The organism is Alteromonas sp. 4NS20-0143 (assembly GCF_057542855.1).
This window is the reverse complement of sequence record NZ_BAAJLR010000008.1, coordinates 157,203-176,188: the sequence shown is the minus strand read 5'-3', so window position 1 is coordinate 176,188 and position 18,986 is coordinate 157,203. Positions and strand designations below refer to the sequence as shown.

General features: G+C 42.5%; 16 protein-coding genes. 2 read left to right on the top strand and 14 right to left on the bottom strand.

All coding sequences use genetic code 11. The features are described 5' to 3' along the window. The first annotated feature begins 815 nt into the window (after positions 1–815). Positions 816–1,661 carry a hypothetical protein gene (locus tag AC27HD_RS15820; RefSeq protein ID WP_487107035.1) on the top strand — a complete coding sequence of 282 codons (846 nt, stop codon included), beginning with the start codon at positions 816–818 and terminating at the stop codon, positions 1,659–1,661. Between the two features lie 328 nt (positions 1,662–1,989). Here AC27HD_RS15820 and AC27HD_RS15815 read toward each other — a convergent pair whose 3' ends face one another. The 3 genes from AC27HD_RS15815 to AC27HD_RS15805 are packed head-to-tail and all read right to left on the bottom strand — an operon-like array spanning position 1,990 to position 6,170. Continuing rightward, complete coding sequence (locus AC27HD_RS15815) at positions 1,990–3,429, bottom strand: TolC family protein (RefSeq protein WP_487107033.1); 1,440 nt, start codon at positions 3,427–3,429, stop codon at positions 1,990–1,992. Beyond that, positions 3,426–4,475: an HlyD family secretion protein gene (locus AC27HD_RS15810; protein WP_487107031.1), complete on the bottom strand. Its 1,050-nt coding sequence runs from the start codon at positions 4,473–4,475 to the stop codon at positions 3,426–3,428. The genes AC27HD_RS15815 and AC27HD_RS15810 overlap by 4 nt, the downstream gene beginning before the upstream one ends. Then, entirely contained in the window at positions 4,476–6,170 is a 1,695-nt protein-coding gene (locus AC27HD_RS15805; protein WP_487107029.1) for an ABC transporter transmembrane domain-containing protein, read from the bottom strand. It lies immediately after the preceding gene. Positions 6,171–6,277: 107 nt separating this feature from the next. Between AC27HD_RS15805 and AC27HD_RS15800 the strand changes: the two genes are divergently transcribed. Then, positions 6,278–7,174, top strand: a complete 897-nt coding sequence (locus tag AC27HD_RS15800) for a LysR family transcriptional regulator (RefSeq protein WP_032094849.1) — start codon at positions 6,278–6,280, stop codon at positions 7,172–7,174. 51 nt (positions 7,175–7,225) lie between these two features. Here the strand turns inward: AC27HD_RS15800 and AC27HD_RS15795 are convergent, their stop codons facing one another. From AC27HD_RS15795 to AC27HD_RS15745, 11 genes are all read right to left on the bottom strand, one after another. After that, positions 7,226–7,408, bottom strand: a complete 183-nt coding sequence (locus tag AC27HD_RS15795; RefSeq protein WP_032094850.1) for a hypothetical protein — start codon at positions 7,406–7,408, stop codon at positions 7,226–7,228. Between the two features lie 199 nt (positions 7,409–7,607). Next, positions 7,608–8,795, bottom strand: coding sequence for a nucleotide sugar dehydrogenase (locus AC27HD_RS15790; protein WP_487107026.1), 1,188 nt, complete (start codon positions 8,793–8,795; stop codon positions 7,608–7,610). Between the two features lie 156 nt (positions 8,796–8,951). Continuing rightward, positions 8,952–10,664 carry a glycosyltransferase family 2 protein gene (locus AC27HD_RS15785; RefSeq protein WP_487107024.1) on the bottom strand — a complete coding sequence of 571 codons (1,713 nt, stop codon included), beginning with the start codon at positions 10,662–10,664 and terminating at the stop codon, positions 8,952–8,954. Between the two features lie 84 nt (positions 10,665–10,748). Next, positions 10,749–11,843, bottom strand: coding sequence for a dTDP-glucose 4,6-dehydratase (gene rfbB / locus AC27HD_RS15780; protein ID WP_487107022.1), 1,095 nt, complete (start codon positions 11,841–11,843; stop codon positions 10,749–10,751). A gap of 136 nt (positions 11,844–11,979) precedes the next feature. Next, positions 11,980–12,843 carry a dTDP-4-dehydrorhamnose reductase gene (gene rfbD, locus AC27HD_RS15775; protein ID WP_487107020.1) on the bottom strand — a complete coding sequence of 288 codons (864 nt, stop codon included), beginning with the start codon at positions 12,841–12,843 and terminating at the stop codon, positions 11,980–11,982. A 26-nt stretch (positions 12,844–12,869) separates the two neighbouring features. Further along, complete coding sequence (gene rfbC / locus AC27HD_RS15770; protein ID WP_487107018.1) at positions 12,870–13,415, bottom strand: dTDP-4-dehydrorhamnose 3,5-epimerase; 546 nt, start codon at positions 13,413–13,415, stop codon at positions 12,870–12,872. 30 nt (positions 13,416–13,445) lie between these two features. Then, a complete protein-coding gene (rfbA, locus tag AC27HD_RS15765) occupies positions 13,446–14,327 on the bottom strand; it encodes a glucose-1-phosphate thymidylyltransferase RfbA (protein WP_487107016.1) in 882 nt (293 codons plus the stop codon). Next, entirely contained in the window at positions 14,312–15,703 is a 1,392-nt protein-coding gene (locus AC27HD_RS15760; protein ID WP_487107014.1) for a glycosyltransferase, read from the bottom strand. Before AC27HD_RS15760 ends, rfbA begins: the two co-directional genes overlap by 16 nt. Positions 15,704–15,795: 92 nt before the next feature. Continuing rightward, positions 15,796–16,920 (bottom strand): hypothetical protein, encoded by a 1,125-nt coding sequence (locus AC27HD_RS15755; protein WP_487107012.1) that lies wholly within the window; start codon positions 16,918–16,920, stop codon positions 15,796–15,798. Between the two features lie 6 nt (positions 16,921–16,926). Continuing rightward, positions 16,927–18,018, bottom strand: a complete 1,092-nt coding sequence (locus tag AC27HD_RS15750; RefSeq protein ID WP_487107010.1) for a glycosyltransferase 61 family protein — start codon at positions 18,016–18,018, stop codon at positions 16,927–16,929. A 28-nt stretch (positions 18,019–18,046) separates the two neighbouring features. Then, on the bottom strand, positions 18,047–18,985 hold the full coding sequence (locus tag AC27HD_RS15745; protein ID WP_487107008.1) for a sulfotransferase family protein: 939 nt from the start codon (positions 18,983–18,985) through the stop codon (positions 18,047–18,049). Position 18,986: the final 1 nt, after the last annotated feature.

The following is an 18,986-nucleotide window of genomic DNA, read 5'->3' as shown; positions in this document are numbered from 1 at the left end:
AAGTGCAACCTCACCGTAAGCCGTTGCTTCTTGGTGACTCACTCCGTTTGAGTGAGGTGCGCATTATACGCTGGAAGTTTTTGCTGTCAACACTTTTTGAAAATTTATTTTCTGAAGTGCTACTTCGAAACTCCCGTCTTTACTGGCCTTAAAGGTTAGTAATGACTTGCTTCTCTTGCTAAGAGCTGGGTAAGTCGTTTTGCTTTTCCCCCGAAGCGGATGCGCATTTTAGGGATCTGAGCGCTCACGTCAACCCTTATTCATGAAAAAGTAATAAAAAGTCGATAAAAATGAACCAAGCGTCTAATTTTTAGTCAGATGTGATAATTAGTAGACAATGTGGACTAATTACTAATAGGATGAGACTTAAGATCCTATATAGTAGTTACCACTAAGTGGTAAACGATCGCTGCCGATAACAGCTTTATATATGTTATCGAATGTCGCTTTTTACATAAAAGCGATAAAAGCAAATAAGGCAGGGTGCGAAAACGAAACGATATCGAAACGAATATCGAATTCTTTGATTAACGCACACACCTTTACAGTATGTACTTATATTGCTTGTACCTTTATACCGTTAGCTCTGTGTTTAACATTTACGGTGCACCTCTTACAGTGACTCTTTCACAGTAAAGTGAGTAGCCTGCCTAAGTTATTTACAGCAGTTAATACCTATATAAGCGTACGGCTCTAAGTGTGTAGGTAGGGCGCATTCATATAAGCGCTTTGCTATAGCTACTACAAAAGCAAACACATCAGCGAGTACAGCAGCATCGTTATAAAGCTACGCAATAATTATAAAAGGTGGATTTATGTCAAGAACGCTAACAATTCTGTCGGCATCACTGTTATCAGCTGGTTTTCTCAGTATCGGTGTTGTTACAACAGCAAATGCACAGGAAGCGTCGCAAGAAGTTTCACCCCTTACAGAATCTAACGAATCTGCAGGCCCTTCAGTAGTGCCAAAGGATGAAGTAAGTCAGTCTACTAAGTTTCAAACCGCTTTTTTAAAGCGTCAGGTAGATCAGACTATGTCAGTGGGAAGAGCAATAAGCTCTATCGCTGGTCACTATCCGCAAGACATTGTGCTTGTGGTAGATATTGCATTAGACACTTACCCTGATAAATACAGAGAAATCATCTTCGCTGCAATATCGGCGCAACCTTCGTCTACAGAAGAAATTGTAAAGCTTGCTATCGAGAAAGAAGTTAGTAGTTGTCCGAATATCGTTAAGTTAGCTATAACAGCTGAACCGACTTACGTAGATTTTGTAGTTCACGCGGCTGCAATGGCTACACCAGAAGAGCTTGATGAAATAGTACGCGTTGCCGTGCTAACTCAACCAGACTCTGCCGACAGTATTGTGCAAACACTCTCGCAAGAGCACCCAAACAAAATTGTCGAGATAATGACAAGTGCGCTTAACGCGGTACCGTTTGTTGGCGAGTATGTTGTTGACGCTTTGCTAGCCGTATTCCCTAATAAAGCCGAAAAGGTAGTAGAAACTGCTGTTCGCGAGTCGTCACAACAACGTGAACAGATAATGCGTATTTTAAATACTGCAAACAACTCTGGCGTATCTCAGATAAAGCTTAAAGAGTATGCCCTGTCTGCTGGACTAAGCGAAAGTGACTTTGCCACTGCCGTAGGCAATTAGATTTAACATCGCCTTTAGGGCTTTGTTTTGATGATACTGAAGGTGGGTAGTGTTGAAGGTTTGACAGCACTGGCGGTTGATAGCACTGAAGGTTTGACAGCACTGACAGTTGATAGCACTGAAGTTTTAAAGTGCTGCTAGTGGGTAATGCGCTGATTGATAGTGCTCTGGTTAATAGAGCTGCAGGTAACGCTAGTTACCTGCATTGCTGTTAAAAGTCGTTATAACGTACTCAACAAAATTCAAAACTAGTTTGTAGCTGAAACAAATACGTTCATACACCAACACAGCGCGCCTTACCCCGCTCTCATAAAAGACATTTAACGCGCTATTTCATTTCATACAGCATAGCTGCTTCTTTATAAAGCATGAGCTCTGCTTTCAATAAATCTACTTTGGCCTTTATTTCTTTGATCTGCGCCTTAATTTCATTTTGCGCTCTAGCATTTAATACAAACATATCGCTATCGCCGGCATCAAACCGCGTTCTCTCTACACGGGACAATGTTCTAGCAAGTGACGCATTTTCGCTTTGCAACGCAGCTATATCTTTTGCTTGAGTCCAATATACATAAGCTTGCTCGAAGCGTTGCATGATCGACTGCTGGATTGAGGTAAATTTGTGTCCTAACTCCCGCTGCTTAGATAGTAACTGAGAGCGTTCCGCTTTGGCCTTTCGGTTACCAAGTGGATAAGAAAACGAAAGGCCAAGTTTAGTCTCTGTACCTTCTAATGTTTCAGATCCTGCCCCGACATCTCGAGCAATAGACGCTTGTAAATCGAGCTTTGGCAGTAAGGCATTATTGGCTAGCGCAGTTTTGTTTTTTACCACCTGCTGCTCTAACTGCATCACATCAAGTTCTGGGTGTTGGCGCAAGGCTTTACGCAACGCCATAATTTGTGCATCACCCACCCAAAATGGCCACTCAATATCATTTGGCGGTGTGTCAGCATTGAACGACATCATGTCTCCCTGGGGAGAGCGCCAATAGAACGACAACATTTGAGCATGAGCGTCGCGCTTTTGCTTAAGTTCGGCCAGTAACAATCGCTGCTGCATAATATTTGCTTGAAACTCTACCAACACGATATTGGCGAGGTCGCCCTTTTCAACACGTGTGGTCAACGCTTTTTCCCTGTCTTGGGCAGTAACAAGCAGATTATCTACCGCCTTAATTTGTAGCGCACTTTCATACCACGATATGTACTCAGTAACCCCTTTATAAACAAAGTTATTGAGCATACTAGTGGCTTGCGCTTCCCACTGCGCCGTGGCAAGTCCCGCATTTCGAAGCTCAGTTCTGCGCTTATCTATTTCGCGGTTTTGCAATAACGACATAGCAACACCAACGCTCGCCTCTCCTGCAGAAAGTGTATCGTAACCACCTTCATAAGCCGGAAAATCGCCCGCTGCAATACGATACTCGGTAAATACATTGGCATTATAGTCCTCCACCGGGTTAGTGAAGCGTTGGGTTAAATTTGTTCCGTCGTAATAACCGCTCACGCGGCTTTTTGTTTTCTGCTCTATGAATGGGTCGAAACTGCTTCGTGCAATTTCTACTTCAGCGGCCGCCTGGTAATTACCCTCGTTAATCGCCAGTACATAGGGATGGTACTGGGTCATGCTATCTATAAATTCATTAATACTGGGCGCAGGAACCTGGCTGGCTGTATTTTCTATTGCATGTACGCCCGATATACCACTTAACGTTAAGGCAACTACGGCTGAATTAAGAAAGTAACTAAGCTTCGCTTTATTGATCATAACCGACCGCTTCCTTTCGCAGTGGCGGTAGTTTGTGGCTGCACCGTAGGTTTAGGTGGGAAGTTATTTAACTGACGCCACATTTCATAACCTAAGCGAACTTCTTCAAGCAATATCCACGCTCTTACCTGACTTCCCAAGCGTGCTGAACTTTCTGCCGGCCAGGCCACATCATCTTTGTCGGGCTTTATCCATACCTGAAACTCACCCATGGTATTCGCCACCGGCTCTACATAAACCACTTCACCACCGAAAGTACCTATTGCAGCCCCAGGCCAACCGCTAAACTGAAACACCGGCCAACCGTCAAATTGAATACGCGCTTTTGCGCCTGGTGTTACTAAGGGCGCATCTAGCCCCCGAACTGTTATTCTCACACTGCGTTTTGCATCAGCAGGAATAAACTGGCCTAAAATGTCTCCTGATTTTACGAAAGTAGACACGCCGCCAGATAATAATCTAACCACTGTGCCATCAACCGGCGCCACTTTGGTTTGCGTAGACTGACGGGATAGCGTCATACTTACATCGTTAATTTCTGTTACCGACGCCGCCGCTTTCGCTCGCAACTCTTCCACTTTTATTTGCGCGTTCTCTACTTCTTTGCGCGACACTAGCCCCTGCTTTTCGAGGCCTATCTGACGCTGCAGGTTGTTCTCGGCATTTCGCACAGCGGTTTCATTAGCTTGGTTTTTCAAATTGGCCGCGGCTAACTGCGACTCTAACTTTTCTAAGCGCTGTGCATCTATATCAATAAGCGTGACAATTGGCGCGCCCGCTTTTATCTGCTGACCTTCCCTTACGTGCCACATCTTCACCTGCCCGTCCACCAGGGCGTTTATGGGCTGCATGCGATCTTCGGGGTCTAAAGAATCCACCATGCCTGTGCCGTAGGCTGTCTGGATCCAAGGCGTAAAGTACAGTGTAAAGCCTGAAACTATAATCAAAAACACAATAATGCCGCATACCACTCTGTGTAGTTTAGGCACCCGCAAGGCAGGCAGCGACTTCATGTTATCTAAAAAACGACGTTCAGCATTATTCATTTAACTGTCCTCCTTAACATGTCCATCTGAAGCGCTTTTATCGCTATTATTGTAATGCGTTACTTGTGCGTCGTCATGAAGATGCAATAAGCCGGTAGCGCATTCAGGAATGGGCATATTAGAAAAGTACAGCACAGTAAAGTCGTATTCCTTTAATCGCTCGAGCAATCGTATTCTTAACGCTGGCGGTATAGCGTCGAAATGCTGATTTAAAATCAAAATTTGAGGTTTAGCGATAATCGCTGCGGCTAATTTTAATAGCAAAAACTGTAGTGGCTGCAATGGCGCCCCCATCACGGAGACTTGGGTTCTTAAACCATCAGGTAACGCATCGATGGCCGTGGTTAGCTCCACCACTTCAAGAGCCGCGCGGATATCAGCATAACTTGCCTTTGGCTGAGCAAGCTTTAAATATTGCTCTATCGATACTTCGATAATTAATGAACGGTCGAGAATGGTCACCGCTTGACGAAGTTCGTGAATATCGTAGTCATTCAGGCTTAAGTTATCTAACGTAATTTCGCCCGAGCGCACAGGCTCGTAACGCTTTAAAAGACCCAGTAGCTCTCGTTGTACCCAGCTCTTTTCTGTGGTTATAAAATACTGCGTTCCCGACTCAAGTGTTACATCGATATTGCAGTGGTCGTCACCATGCTTAAGCACTAGTTTATTAAATGTAAGCTTGGAAGACTCTGGTATATGTTCAGCATTTGAATGAAGGGATTCTTGCGGAATAGAAAGTGCACTCCCTAACTTTTCTGCCGAGCCATAAAGCTCATAGTAGAGTTTGAGATATTGGGTAAAACGGGATAAACCGAGAAACACTGCTGACATTATTAGTTCTGCGGCAACAAGCTGACCGATAGACAGTTGCCCTTGCACTACTAAAACGCCGCCAATACCTAACAATGACGCACTCGCCACTGCATAGAGTAGTAAAAACATAACAACTTGCGAGAAGGTATAGTGGAAGTGATTTTTATGCTTTTGAATATAGTCGCCAATATAGCCTTCGGTAGTCTTTCCAGCATATTCGACATGATCGGCAGATTTGAAGAACTCATGAGCACTTGCAATATCGTGTAACCATTTAGCCGAGTTATATTTTGCAGTGGATAACTGAATTGCCGTACGCTTAGCGCCCCGCCCCCAAATTTTCCATACCGCATACATCACAAGAATAAGTACAACGTTAAACGCCAACAAGGTTGGGTGATAAAAGGATACTAGGGTAAAGCCCACCAGCATTTGCAATACCAATGCAAAGCCATCAATCATGAGCGAGGGAATGTTCTTTTGTAACGTCATTATGTCGAAATAACGTTGGGTCATACTGATGTTTTGACGACCTTCAAAATAGCTATGAGGTGCCATGATAGTGCGTAGGCCAATATCGGATGTAAGGCGCGCGTACACCTTACGCTCATAATACTCCATTATTCGCATGCGAAGGGCACTGAACACGCCAGAGGTGAATAATGTGAAAAACAGCACCATGGCCAGTATCACCACGGCTCGCGTTGAACCGATGTTAGCGATACTGTTTATCAAGGTTTGTACCGCAATAGGTACTGCCAATGTCATTAAACTTATTGCCACACCGTAGGCTATTGCTACTGAAAAGAAGCTGGCTTCAGGTTTTAACAACGAAAACAGCGTTTTCCTTGTTTTACGCAGATTAATTACTTTTTCCATAATAGTATCTTTTATGTACCCGCAAGCTTATTTTCTATAGTGTAATTTAATATCTAATAAGATTAAATCTGTTATATTCTTCTAAGTTCATCGACAAAAGCTTAGTTATGCATCATTTAAACTATCACCACCTTTACTACTTTTATCTTGTGGCGCGAGAAGGCAGCATTGCAAAGGCTGCAAAACTCCTTCACGTTACTCCTCAAACAGTAAGTGGGCAACTCAGTACCTTTGAAAATCAATTGGGCTATTCGCTTTTCGACAGAATAAACAAACGTTTATATTTGAACCCAAAAGGTAAAGTGAGCTATCAGTATGCCAGTGAAATATTTCACAAAGGCAACCAACTTGCTGAAATTCTTAATACAAATGACGAAATTAATACGAAAGAATTCGTGATTGGTATTACTAATGGTATTCCGAAGGTGCTTTTTTACGACTTTGTGCACAATACCATGCGCGAGTTCGCGAACGTGAAGTATGTAATAAAGGAAGACAGCTTTGAGGGGTTATTAAAAGAATTAGCCATTAACGCCGTCGATTTCATTATGGCCGATAGGGGTATTGCACCTGGTACCCAAGTGAATGCCAATAGCTACTTTCTGGGTGAAAGCTCGCTTAGCTTTTTCGCTAAACATCCGCTGAAGCATAATGAACGCTTTCCTGCATGTTTAAATCATATGCCGCTTTTGATGCAGGGACACACTTCAGGCATACGGCACGCTCTTGTTAGCTGGCTTGAAACTGAGCAGTTGTATCCTAAAATTGTTGCCGAATTTGATGACAGTGCACTACTTAAACTATTTGGTAGCGAAGACTTTGGAGTATTCTGCGCGCCCTCAGCTATATCGACTCATGTAGAAGCGCAATACGGCGTGCATTGTATTGGCAACGCCAAAACACTAAACGAACGTTACTATGCAATCACCGGGAAAAGTCGAGCGGATTACACTATTTGCGAGCACATTGTTGATAACGCAAAGGCACTGTTTACGCAGAGTTAGTCGCGCAGGGGTAACTACAATCTGTATTATTTCTCCCTATCCTACTGTCCATTACCCTTTGCAGTGCTCTACGCACAATGCCACCTGCGCTTCGCCAAACCGGTTATCTAATGCTTCGTGAGCGTCTTTTTGAACCTTCGTCCAATCAAATCGCCCTCTGCCTAAATAGGCACATTCAGCAAAAGCTTCCACTGCTTCAAAACATTCCCGCACTATCAAATCTTCAGTAATCATTGAAGGTATCCTGCTCTTCAAAACATAACTGAATAATATCTCATTAGCTAAATATCAGCCTGTGGATTTGCGTATTGCGCTAGTGAGCTTTGTATATCGCGGGATAACTTTGGTGCTGGGGGGTAGGTGATAAATGGGGTCAGATCCACATTTAACTATTAATGCGGTTCTGACCCCCTTTATTCTTTTCAAAAAGAGTTTAGTCGGCGTTGAAGAGGTCGCGGCTGTATACTTTTTCTAGCACGTCTTCGATGTCTGCGGTTACACGGTTGGCAACTATCACATCAGACTCTTTCTTGAAGGCTTCTAAGTCGTTAACTACACGAGAGCGGAAAAACTCATCATCGGTAAGTACCGGCTCATACACGATAACTTCGATACCCTTGGCTTTAATACGCTTCATGATGCCTTGAATAGCACTTGCGCGAAAGTTATCAGAGCCCGACTTCATAATAAGGCGGTAAATACCCACAATTTTCGGATTGCGGCTTACAATTGAATCGGCAATAAAGTCTTTGCGGGTGCGGTTTGCATCCACAATGGCTTGAATCATGTTGTTAGGCACTTCGCTGTAGTTAGCAAGCAACTGCTTCGTATCTTTCGGTAAACAGTAACCACCATAGCCAAAGCTTGGGTTGTTATAGTGCCCGCCAATACGAGGGTCTAAGCTAACGCCCTCTATAATTTGTTTTGTATCTAATCCGGCACGTTCTGCATAGCTGTCTAGCTCATTAAAGTATGCAACACGCATCGCTAAGTACGTGTTAGCAAAAAGCTTGATAGCCTCGGCTTCAGTACTGTCGGTAAATAGTACTTCAATGCCTGTCTTAATAGCGCCCTGCTCTAATAGCTTGGCGAAAATTTCAGCTCGCTCTGAACGCTCGCCTACAATAATACGGCTTGGGTGTAAGTTATCGTAAAGCGCTTTGCCTTCACGTAAAAATTCAGGTGAGAAGATAATGTTATCAGAGCCATGACGCGCTTTTGCTTCGCGTGTAAACCCAACAGGCACGGTAGATTTAATTACCATCACCGCTTTTGGGTTAACCGCCATTACGCTTTTGATAACTGCATCAACACTGCTGGTATTGAAGTAATTGGTTTGAGAATCGTAATCGGTGGGTGTGGCGATAATTACATAATCAGCATCTTTATACGCCACTTCTGCATCAAGGGTCGCTAGAAGGTCCAGCTCTTTGGTCGCGAGATATTCTGAGATTTCGATGTCTTCAATAGGAGACTGTCGGTTGTTTAGCATTTCAACTTTTTCAGGTACTAAGTCAATAGCTTTCACTTCATTGTGTTGCGCTAACAAAACGGCGTTAGATAGGCCTACGTAACCAGTTCCTGCTACGGCTATTTTGTACTTTTTCATTGTCTGTTCCATTTGTTTAACTTATTCCAAATTTTCGAGATTTTATAATGTTTGCCATTAATCAGATAAATTATATTCTAGCTTGCTAGCAAATCTAATCATAAAACCATTTCGTAAATCACAGCGCGCTTAATCTATGCTGAGTAAATTGCGTAATTCTCTCTAAACTCAAAACTCTTCTTTTGTTTTTACCGAAAAGTTTTCTCGCTTAAGCGTAAGGTTCGGGCTATAAGCGGGGTCGTGTTCAATATAGTTACTCCACTTACTCTTCAAGTATGCTAGCTCCTTATTAAACCTCGCCGCCTTCTCTGGCGCATGGTCTAAACCACGGCTTACCGATTCATGATGATAAAGTTCGGCTTCGGCGCAATATACATTTCTAACCCCAGTTTCTTTTACTCTCAGGCAAAAATCTACATCATTAAATGCTACTGTAAGGTCAGCTTCATTCAACCCACCCACTGCATCAAATAGTGACTTTTTCACTAACAAGCACGCTGCGGTAACCGCACTGTAATTTTGCGTCGCAATTAACCGCTTCATATAGCCGGGGTGATAACGAGGGAAGTATTTGTGTGCATGGCCTGCACCACCACCGTACCCTAACACCACACCGGCATGTTGAACTCTGCCATCGGAGTACAGTAACTTCGCTCCTACACAACCTACATCTTCCCGTAATGCGTGGCCTACCATACTGGTAAGCCACTCAGGTCTTATCACTTCAATATCGTTGTTAATAAGGCCGATAATTTCACTGTTTACACTTGCATGTTGCACGCCAAAATTATTAATTGCGGAATAATTAAAAACTCCCGGGTAGCGTAAAACACGAATTTTAGGGTGCTTATCCAGCTCTTCAAAATACTTCAAACTAGCAGGCTCATCTGAACCATTGTCTATCAATAATATTTCATAATTTTGATAAACGGTTTTCTCCAGTATTGAGGTAATACACGCTTTTACGAGATCTTTCCCGTTTTTCGTCGGGATGATTAGCGAGACTAAGGGTTCTGTCTGTACTGGCCACTGATTATGATTTACACCTTGTTGCTCGTTAAATGCTGGCACTGCTTGTGTTAGTGCTTTTACTGTTTGAGCTACGTCTTCTAGCCCGGTACGCCATACAGCTTTATTTGAGCTTCTATGAACAAGCGTATATGCAACATGATCGATGACTATGGAGGTATTTTTAAGCCACAGTTCAGTAATCAGACCTGCAATTGTATTGGCATCAATTGCCGAACGTTTAAGTATTTGGGCAGTTACCAGCACCCCGGTTGAAACATAAGCAGTTGACAGCTGTAACTCTGGGTTCCAGTCTGGCAGGAAATAAGGCGACACGCGCTGCTTCTTACCATTCACTTTGTCGGTATCGCAGTACACAATATCAGCGGTGTTCGATAGCCCTGCACATGCCTGTATAGCTTCACGAGTAAGCACGTCGCCACTATTAATAAAGAATGCACGCATATTAGCGGGTAACTGATCTATTGCATCATGAAGAGAGGAACAAGCTTTCGCGTCTTCTGCAAGCTTCTGCGTAGTAACAACTAAAACGTGTGATTGATTCACACCCGCTTGCAGTAAGCTTTTAAGGGTATTTGCAATATTGCTATGCCCTATCACCACAATATACACATCACTAATAAGCATTGGCGATAAAGCGAGAGAAGCTAAGTTCGCCTCTTGTTGCTTTAAATACGCACCGTAAAGCGCCATGCGCTTTTTCTCAGAAGGAAAACCGTAGAATAGCCCCGAACGTTGCAACGAACGGCTATATAACTCGGTGAGATGATGGTTTGCTTTAAGCTTATTTCGCACCGTCTTGGGAACTAACCCCACCGCACCTTTCACAGTTAACATGGCCAACTTTTTCATACTGCTATTAAGACCCTAAAAATAACAAAAAGCCGCATTCAGTTGCGGCTTTTTTAAGAATATCACACTTCATTATTTTTCGAACTAGCTACCTGCACCTAACCGCTCTCCTTGGTAACTACCGTCTAAAACCGCTTTCCACCACGCTTCATTTTCCAAGTACCACTCTACGGTTTTGCGAATGCCACTTTCGAAAGTTTCCTGTGGGGTCCAACCAAGCTCACGTTCAATTTTGCTAGCATCTATTGCATAACGCATGTCATGCCCAGGACGGTCTTGAACATATGTTATCTGGTCTGCATATTTCGCATTATCAGAACCCTCTTTTGGTTTAACATCATCTAAAATAGCGCAAATAGTGTTTACTACTTCAATGTTTTGCTTTTCGTTATGCCCGCCAATGTTATAGGTTTCACCAACTTTACCTTCAAGAGCCACCAGTACCAGCGCGCGAGCGTGGTCTTCCACATATAGCCAATCGCGAATTTGATTACCCTTGCCATACACGGGCAACGGCTTACCCGCCAAAGCATTTAAAATAACCAGCGGTATCAACTTTTCTGGGAAATGATAAGGCCCATAGTTATTCGAGCAATTTGTCACTAGCGTTGGTAACTTATAAGTACGTAACCAAGAACGAACTAGCTGATCTGAACTGGCTTTACTTGCTGAATATGGCGAACTTGGCGCGTATGGCGTTGTTTCAGTGAACAAAGGCAGCTCTGTGCCTGACTCAACTTCATCAGGATGCGGTAAATCGCCATACACTTCATCAGTAGAGATATGGTGAAATTTAAAGCTGTCCTTTTTATCGCCTTCCAATGTATTCCAATAAGCTCGAGTTTGTTCTAATAGTGTGTAAGTACCCACTACGTTTGTTTGGATGAATTCGCCTGGCCCATCAATAGAGCGATCAACATGAGATTCGGCCGCCAAATGCATAATAATATCGGGCTGATGGAAGCTAAGAACACGCTTAACTTGGTTAGCATCGCAAATATCCACCTTTTCAAAGCTGTAGCGGGAGTTATCTGAAACTGAAGTTAAGGATTCTAGGTTACCGGCATAAGTCAGTTTATCTAAGTTAATTACCTTATGGTCGGTATCGTTTATCAGATGACGTACCACGGCAGAGCCTATAAATCCTGCACCGCCGGTAACTAATATTGTTTTACTCATTTATCTTTTTCTCAAAATATTTTTTGGCTATGTATATTGTTTGACTAGATAGTAAGGACCACTGCATAGCTACCGACTAATATTTTTATCAGTCTTCGACTGAGCCTTAAACTGCAATTTCTGGTCAGCAAACAACTCATTCATTCACTAATTCATCCATCATCGCCGACAACTGCTTGCGCCAGTGCGTAGGGTTGCAAGAGGCAAACGCCTCGCGGGCAGAAGTTTTATCTAGCACACTGTAATGAGGGCGCTTGGCCGGTGTGGGGTATTCACTAGTTGGAATAGGCAATACAGGAATAGCATTGTCTAACAAGCCTTTTTCTATACCCAGCTCTTGAATGGCTAATGCAAAGTCATACCAGCTGGCAACTCCTTCATCTGTCCAATGGTGTACACCTGCCGTTTTATTTTTGGCAGCGCTTACGCATGCTTCAGCTAAGCCTTTGGCCCATGTAGGCGTACCTATTTGATCGTCGATAACCTTAAGCTGTGGTTTATCAGCCATCAAGCGAAGCATGGTTTTCACAAAATTATTGCCATGGGCAGAGTACACCCATGCGGTGCGAATTAAGCAACTTTGTTCTGGAACAAGGTCAAGCACCGCCTTTTCGCCATCGGCTTTGGTTTTACCATAAGCGCCTTGAGGCTCAATAGGGTCATTAGGCAAATAAGGCGAGCCTTTGTGGCCGTTAAATACATAGTCTGTAGACACATGAACCAAAAACGCACCTGCACTTTTGCAGTACTTTGCTAAATTTTCAACGGCAGTAGCATTAATTGCATGACACAGCGATAAATCGTCTTCGGCTTTATCTACTGCAGTATAGGCGGCAGCATTAATGATAACGTCCGGAGCTAGCTCAGAAAGGGTTTTTGTTAATACCTCTTCACTGGTAATGTCGGTATCTTCAGGCCCTAAACATACGGTGTCTTCACCTAGTATGCGTACAAGTTCATAAGACAGTTGCCCTGCGTTACCAATAACAACAATTTTCATAGCTTATCCTTACAATGAGTTATCGATTAAAACGCAGGGGCATCCACAAACGCAGTACCGTTTTCATCTTTGCCAGACAGCGAAGGCTTTTCGCCGTTCACTAACGGCCAAGTAATGCCTAAAATAGGATCGTTATAGTTTACCGACACTTCAGACTCAGGGTGATAATAGTCGGTGCATTTGTACACAAACTCAGCCGACTCACTAGTTACGTAAAAACCATGTGCAAACCCAGCAGGCACCCACAGCTGACGCTTGTTTTCAGCAGATAAAGTTACGCCAACCCATTTCCCATAAGTAGCAGAATCTTTACGCATATCTACCGCAACGTCATATACTTCACCGCTAACAACGCGTACTAATTTGCCTTGCGTTTGTTCTAACTGGTAGTGAAGGCCGCGAAGAATACCTTGGCTAGATTTTGAATGATTGTCTTGAACAAATTCAACATCGGCACATTCTTTTTTAAACCAATCTGTACGAAAGGTTTCTAAAAAGAAGCCGCGTTCGTCGCCAAATACTTTTGGCTCAATAATTTTTACGTCGGGTATTTCTGTATTAACTACTTGCATGTGTTTTCCAAATAAGACGCGGTGTTTACACTACGCTTTTACTCTGTCGCTAATCACTTTTAACAAGTAATCTCCATATCCACTCTTTTTAAGCGGTGCGGCAAGCTTGGCTAGCTGCTCGGCATCAATATAGCCCATTCTGTAGGCAACCTCTTCGGGGCAACACACTTTAAGGCCTTGGCGCTTTTCAATAGCGGCAACAAAATTGGCAGCATCTAATAGCGAGTCAAGGGTACCAGTGTCTAACCATGCTGAACCTCGGCCCATTAGCTCTACTTTTAAGCTGCCGTCCTGCAGATACAGATTATTTAGGTCGGTAATTTCAAGCTCGCCACGGTGTGAAGGTTTAACCTCTTTTGCAAAGTCGACCACGCGGTTATCATAATAATACAGGCCGGTTACCGCGTAATTCGATTTGGGTACATCAGGCTTTTCTTCAATAGAAAGCGCATTCCAATTATCATCAAAGTCGACCACGCCGTAGCGTTCTGGGTCGGTAACATGATATCCAAAAACAGTAGCACCATAGTCTTGACTGTATGCATTTTGAAGTGAGCGTTTGAGGTCGTGCCCGTAATATATATTGTCGCCCAATATCAAGGTGCAGCTATCATTGCCGATAAATTTTTCACCAATAAGAAAAGCTTGAGCAAGTCCATCTGGTGATGGCTGTACTGCATACTGAACGTTGATACCTAAATCGCTTCCATCACCTATAAGTTCAATAAAACGCTGCTGCTCGAAAGGCGTTGTAATGATCAGGATGTCTTTAATCCCTGACATCATTAGAGTAGCAAGAGGATAAAAAATCATGGGTTTATCGTAAACAGGCATTAATTGCTTACTTACCACTTTAGTTAGTGGGTGAAGGCGGGTGCCTGAACCGCCTGCTAGAATTATTCCTTTTCGCATTTCAACCACCTTGTTATTGGTCTTGAGTCGTTATCGAATATAAACTGCTTAGCTACAAAGTCTATTGCACTATTAGTGACATGTTGAAGGTAGTTTTCATCCTTCATTGCTTTCACGTGCCGCATTTTTTTTACTGTATCTTCAATCGAAGCATTTGCCCACCTAGAATTACATGCCAATGGGTACGCGCGCTCTTCCACCGGTGTTAATTCATAATCTACTAACCAAGGGTAATCTTTAGGAAAGAGGTCGGTGCTTCCCGAATAGTTTGTAGCAATAACGGGTAGTCGTCTTAATAAAGCCTCAGCTATAGTTCGCCCAAACCCTTCGCTTCTATGAAGTGATACATAGCAATCTGCTGTTAACCACAGTGCATTTAACTCAGCTGCCGTCATTAGGCGACTTATTATTTTAATGCGACAGTCTGAGTTAGCTTTCTTTTTTACCGTAGCCCATTGTTCACTGTCTGACTCATTTGCTACTTTTAAAACCAATTCTACATTTTCAGAAGAATGAAACGCTTGTTGGAATGCTTCAACAATCGCTAGCGGGTTCTTTCTTTCAATGAAAGAGCCAGCATCGAAAACAAATAAAAATCGAAAAGTCTCACCCGTTTTTCTTTGGGTCTTATCTATTTCACTTAAAGGCAAAACAACAGGAGCGGCATAGTGCACATTACTATGAACTTTTTGAAGTGCAGTGGTGGTAAACGCAGATATGCCCCACACTTCTTCAAAAGACTCTAGCGTAGATATCCACTCCTCAGGCACATTCTCTAGCTCCCAAGGCGGCACGGCAACAGCACAACCAAAGTGCTTTGAAAAATCATCGTAGATAGCCAGCAAGTTAGCTATTTCTATAGCATTTAGAAAGAATATCGACTTGTTATACCTCACCATCCCTTCATTGGGGTGAGTAAACGTAGCAGGGTCGTCTGAAGGGTGACCAATATGAACAATAGAATAAGGGCAGCCGATACGATCTAACAGGGCAGCGTAGCCACGAATATCCTCACCTAAACCCAGTCGTCCCCTATTATAACCAACAAGGTTTACCCCGCCTGATTCTCTAACAAGTTCTTTGTCGCTCACTGGCGTAGTCTTTGTTGCAGACAAGGTTTGCTCTAGCTCATCAACATTAAATATACTACGGCCAAATTCGTTATACCAAAAAACGAGCTCTGCGCGCTTTTTAAACGTTGATAAATCGGTGTTTTGAGCAAGCTTCTGACCAACTAAAACCATCAAATTGCTGATCGGTTGCGATTGGTCTTGGATTATCCCCTTGGCTGGAGAAAAGAGCTGTTCCCAAACGGTTGAGGGAACAGACTCTACTCTTTTCTTCGTCCATGGAAGATATTGATTGAATGTGTTCATAAATTTATTTGAAAGCCAATTTCACAGGTCCATAGCTCAATAAATATCAAAACTCAAATTGCCTAAACAATCTGTGCGTTTAAAAGAAACTTTCATAACCCTTTTTCTTCGATTGCTTTATTTTTTTGTTGACTAAACATGTCTCTGTAGATTTTTTTAAGCGATTCATAGAAAAAAACGTGTAGTGGCATACGTCTTTTGATTATTTTTAGCCTTTGACTGCCAAACAGAGAATTTTTATTTTTTCTGTTATTTAACAGAAACTTGATAAAAACTCCAATATCCTCTGGATGCCTTGCAATGTATCGATTTAACATATTTTTGAAGTCTTGATCTGAGAGAGTTTGCTTAACATATTTTTTCTGTCTGATATTTTTGGCGCCATCGATAAAGTTTTCAACGTTGTCGATGTCATATACAGCACTAACCTCACGAAGCCTTTTTATGAACAGCGCTTTATGATGTTCAAACATTTGTGGAGAGACAAGCGAATAGCTTGTTGTTCCATCATTTATGCTTTGTAAAAAAATATCCATCTTGTGAGAGAGGCCACCAAGTTCAAACTGATTAAACCACCTTTTAAACTCCAATGCTTCAAGCGTGTACGAAGGGTTTACCCTAGGTTGTTCTTTTTCGCCTGTGTACAGTGCTGGACTTAACCCAGTGCTATGCAAAAAGTCAGAGATCAAATTGCCTTCATAAAAACACTCTTTCAAGTATGGCCTCAACTTAAATCTCTGAGTGCCAGCAACCTTCATCTTATTAATTAGATCCTGAAACTGGAAATGCAAAGGGCTTTTACCAACACTAAACGCCTGGGTTTTATTGTGCCTCTTTATACCTTGATTGTAGGATGACTCAACTACTTCAAGAGGAAAACGAATGTAAGCCAAAAACGTTGCCTCTGGTAATTCTTTTGCCAACACTACTATATGTTGAAAAAAGAATTCAGACGATAAAATAAGCGTGTGGCATTTTTTGAGATTCGCGCTCTTTTCAAGCAAAGCAAACTTTTCATCACTAAATTGCAAATTGCCATTTGCCAATAATTCAAAAAGTGCAAAAAGGTTACCAGAACTAACTCCGTTTTTATCTACGCCGTGCTCAGGATAATAAACACCTTGAACAATTAAACGCTCTCTATTTTCAGTCAGCCACTTTTGGATAGCTGAAGTTCCGGATTTTGGCGGACCAATGTGTATAACAATTCTCAGCATAGAGTTTTATATTAAACCTAACTCGCTTAATTGCGTTGTTAACTTATCCATGTGGCCAGAAACCGCTGAACGAGGATTTTCATACTCATTATCAATGAAACGCTTCACATCAACCTCAATAGCCTCCTTGAGCTTTTCCTCTTCAAAAGTGCTGAAGCTTATCTTCTCAAACTCAAAAAATTCTACTAACTTGGGTATGCGAGGGATCGTGATACCTGCATCTGTCGCAGGCTCGCCGTCAGCTCGTATGCCTGCAACAATTTTTCCTACTTGATGGTAAGTTAACTCGCCACGCTCTGAAGTGCGGGGCGTAATCAAGCCTTTCGCCATTAGAAAGTTAGGTCTCCTTTGCAACACTCTTATATTGCAATCCAGATGTCCTAATAGTTGAAGTGCATGGAGTGCAGAGCCTTCTGAAAATATTAGTGTTTCGGCACTCATGTATATCTTGAGTTGCTCCCAAAGAGATAATGTTTCTGGTTTTATAATGATTACATCTTGAGAGGACAGAAATGACTCAAGATAAGACTCTCCCGCGATCATACCTTTTAGCATGCCAGCACGAGATATATAGTAAGTACCCTTTCTCTCAATCGCGTCTAATTTATTCGCTCTAACAAGGCCATCAAGTATACTTAGATAATTTTTTGATGGTCCCTTCTGCGGCAGTTGCTCTTGCTGTGGCACTACTGAAAGCTTTTGTACAACGGTTGGCTGCTCTACAAAAAAAATATTATCTTTTTCGATTTTAAACCATTGAAAAATTTCTTTTATGAAATTAGGCAGATCGTCAAATGCATAACCACTCCCTTTTCTTACTGAAAAAAGATACTTTGCATTACTTCCTCTGTAACAGGCAATCCGAGTAGAAAAGTCAGCAATTTGGTGCCCAAAATGATTAACAATAGGGCCACACCACACATATTCACCAAGTGCGTAGGTCAATTGTGTCTTTTCGCCAAGCCAAGGCTTATCGTCCTTTGGTCTGCCTTTTCGCTGAAAACGAACTTCACTAGCCTCATCCCAATCGGGCCACACGGGACCCAACTTATGTTCTGAGTTACCAAAAGGGCTGCCTAGAACTTGTTGAATAGGCATCACTACGATATTGTCGAACTCCATTCAATTATATCCAGCTATTGTTAAGAGTGGGCCTGTGAGCATCTATTAGCTCAATGTCTTGGGGACTCAACTGTTCAGAAAAATCTACAAGATTTTTTTGTGGTGCTTGATTAAGAAGCGGATCCCAAGCCTGTTCAGTCTTTTCACTCGCAGAGGCTGTAGCGCCAATATTATCCACACCAACAAAATCAAAAACTTTTCTAAGGTTTTGCTCTGGTTCACTTGTTAACTGACCATACGGCACTACGATAAGCTTGTTTCTATGTCTCGCAGCTAATGCAGAAATTTTATTATCAATGGCCGAGAAATATTTTAAATAATCGGCGGTTGAGTGATTTAGCCACGCAATAGATTGGTCGCCAGGCTCTTTCCCAAGTTCAACCTCTTTTTTAAAGCGTTTTTTATGGGATGCAATAATCTCTGCGGGATCCCGAGTGCAAATAAGCAGTTTTGCATTTGGAAAAGTACTTAGGATCTCTTCTGCACATCGTATATGCGCTGGGGTTTTCTCAACTAAACGCTTCTCTCCCAAATTTTGCCATGAATTGTAGAAGAACGCTCTCAGCAAATGTTTGTAACGCCGTTCAAACCAAATAGTCTCACGTTCAGCACTATTTAAGTATTGTAACTGCATCCCCTTCGCCGATAGCTCTCTGTTACGCTCGATAAGCTGATGAATTTTCTCTTGGAAAGTGTTTAAGTTCTTTTGACCTAAGTACACCCGCATTTCATAATTTTCTGGGCCTGCGGGCTCTAATAACAACCATGGCTTAACAAAACAAAATGTTTCGACCGTCGCGTGAGAAAAGTCACAAAACTCAGGATGATTTGAAACTTGTTGGAATAATAAGCTGGTGCCACTTCTTTCAGGGCCCATAATGAATACTGGCTGTTGAGAACTAGCCCAGTCTCCCAGCATTTTCTTGTATAACTGAAAATCCATT

Coding starts and splice junctions, on each gene's coding strand:
- rfbA (WP_487107016.1), bottom strand. CDS start 14,327: ATGCGAAAAGGAATAATTCTAGCAGGCGGTTCAGGCACCCGCCTTCAC.
- AC27HD_RS15785 (WP_487107024.1), bottom strand. CDS start 10,664: ATGAAAAAGTTGGCCATGTTAACTGTGAAAGGTGCGGTGGGGTTAGTT.
- rfbC (WP_487107018.1), bottom strand. CDS start 13,415: ATGCAAGTAGTTAATACAGAAATACCCGACGTAAAAATTATTGAGCCA.
- AC27HD_RS15795 (WP_032094850.1), bottom strand. CDS start 7,408: ATGATTACTGAAGATTTGATAGTGCGGGAATGTTTTGAAGCAGTGGAA.
- rfbD (WP_487107020.1), bottom strand. CDS start 12,843: ATGAAAATTGTTGTTATTGGTAACGCAGGGCAACTGTCTTATGAACTT.
- AC27HD_RS15755 (WP_487107012.1), bottom strand. CDS start 16,920: ATGCTGAGAATTGTTATACACATTGGTCCGCCAAAATCCGGAACTTCA.
- AC27HD_RS15810 (WP_487107031.1), bottom strand. CDS start 4,475: ATGAATAATGCTGAACGTCGTTTTTTAGATAACATGAAGTCGCTGCCT.
- AC27HD_RS15800 (WP_032094849.1), top strand. CDS start 6,278: ATGCATCATTTAAACTATCACCACCTTTACTACTTTTATCTTGTGGCG.
- AC27HD_RS15790 (WP_487107026.1), bottom strand. CDS start 8,795: ATGGAACAGACAATGAAAAAGTACAAAATAGCCGTAGCAGGAACTGGT.
- rfbB (WP_487107022.1), bottom strand. CDS start 11,843: ATGAGTAAAACAATATTAGTTACCGGCGGTGCAGGATTTATAGGCTCT.
- AC27HD_RS15745 (WP_487107008.1), bottom strand. CDS start 18,985: ATGGATTTTCAGTTATACAAGAAAATGCTGGGAGACTGGGCTAGTTCT.
- AC27HD_RS15805 (WP_487107029.1), bottom strand. CDS start 6,170: ATGGAAAAAGTAATTAATCTGCGTAAAACAAGGAAAACGCTGTTTTCG.
- AC27HD_RS15815 (WP_487107033.1), bottom strand. CDS start 3,429: ATGATCAATAAAGCGAAGCTTAGTTACTTTCTTAATTCAGCCGTAGTT.
- AC27HD_RS15820 (WP_487107035.1), top strand. CDS start 816: ATGTCAAGAACGCTAACAATTCTGTCGGCATCACTGTTATCAGCTGGT.
- AC27HD_RS15760 (WP_487107014.1), bottom strand. CDS start 15,703: ATGAACACATTCAATCAATATCTTCCATGGACGAAGAAAAGAGTAGAG.
- AC27HD_RS15750 (WP_487107010.1), bottom strand. CDS start 18,018: ATGCCTATTCAACAAGTTCTAGGCAGCCCTTTTGGTAACTCAGAACAT.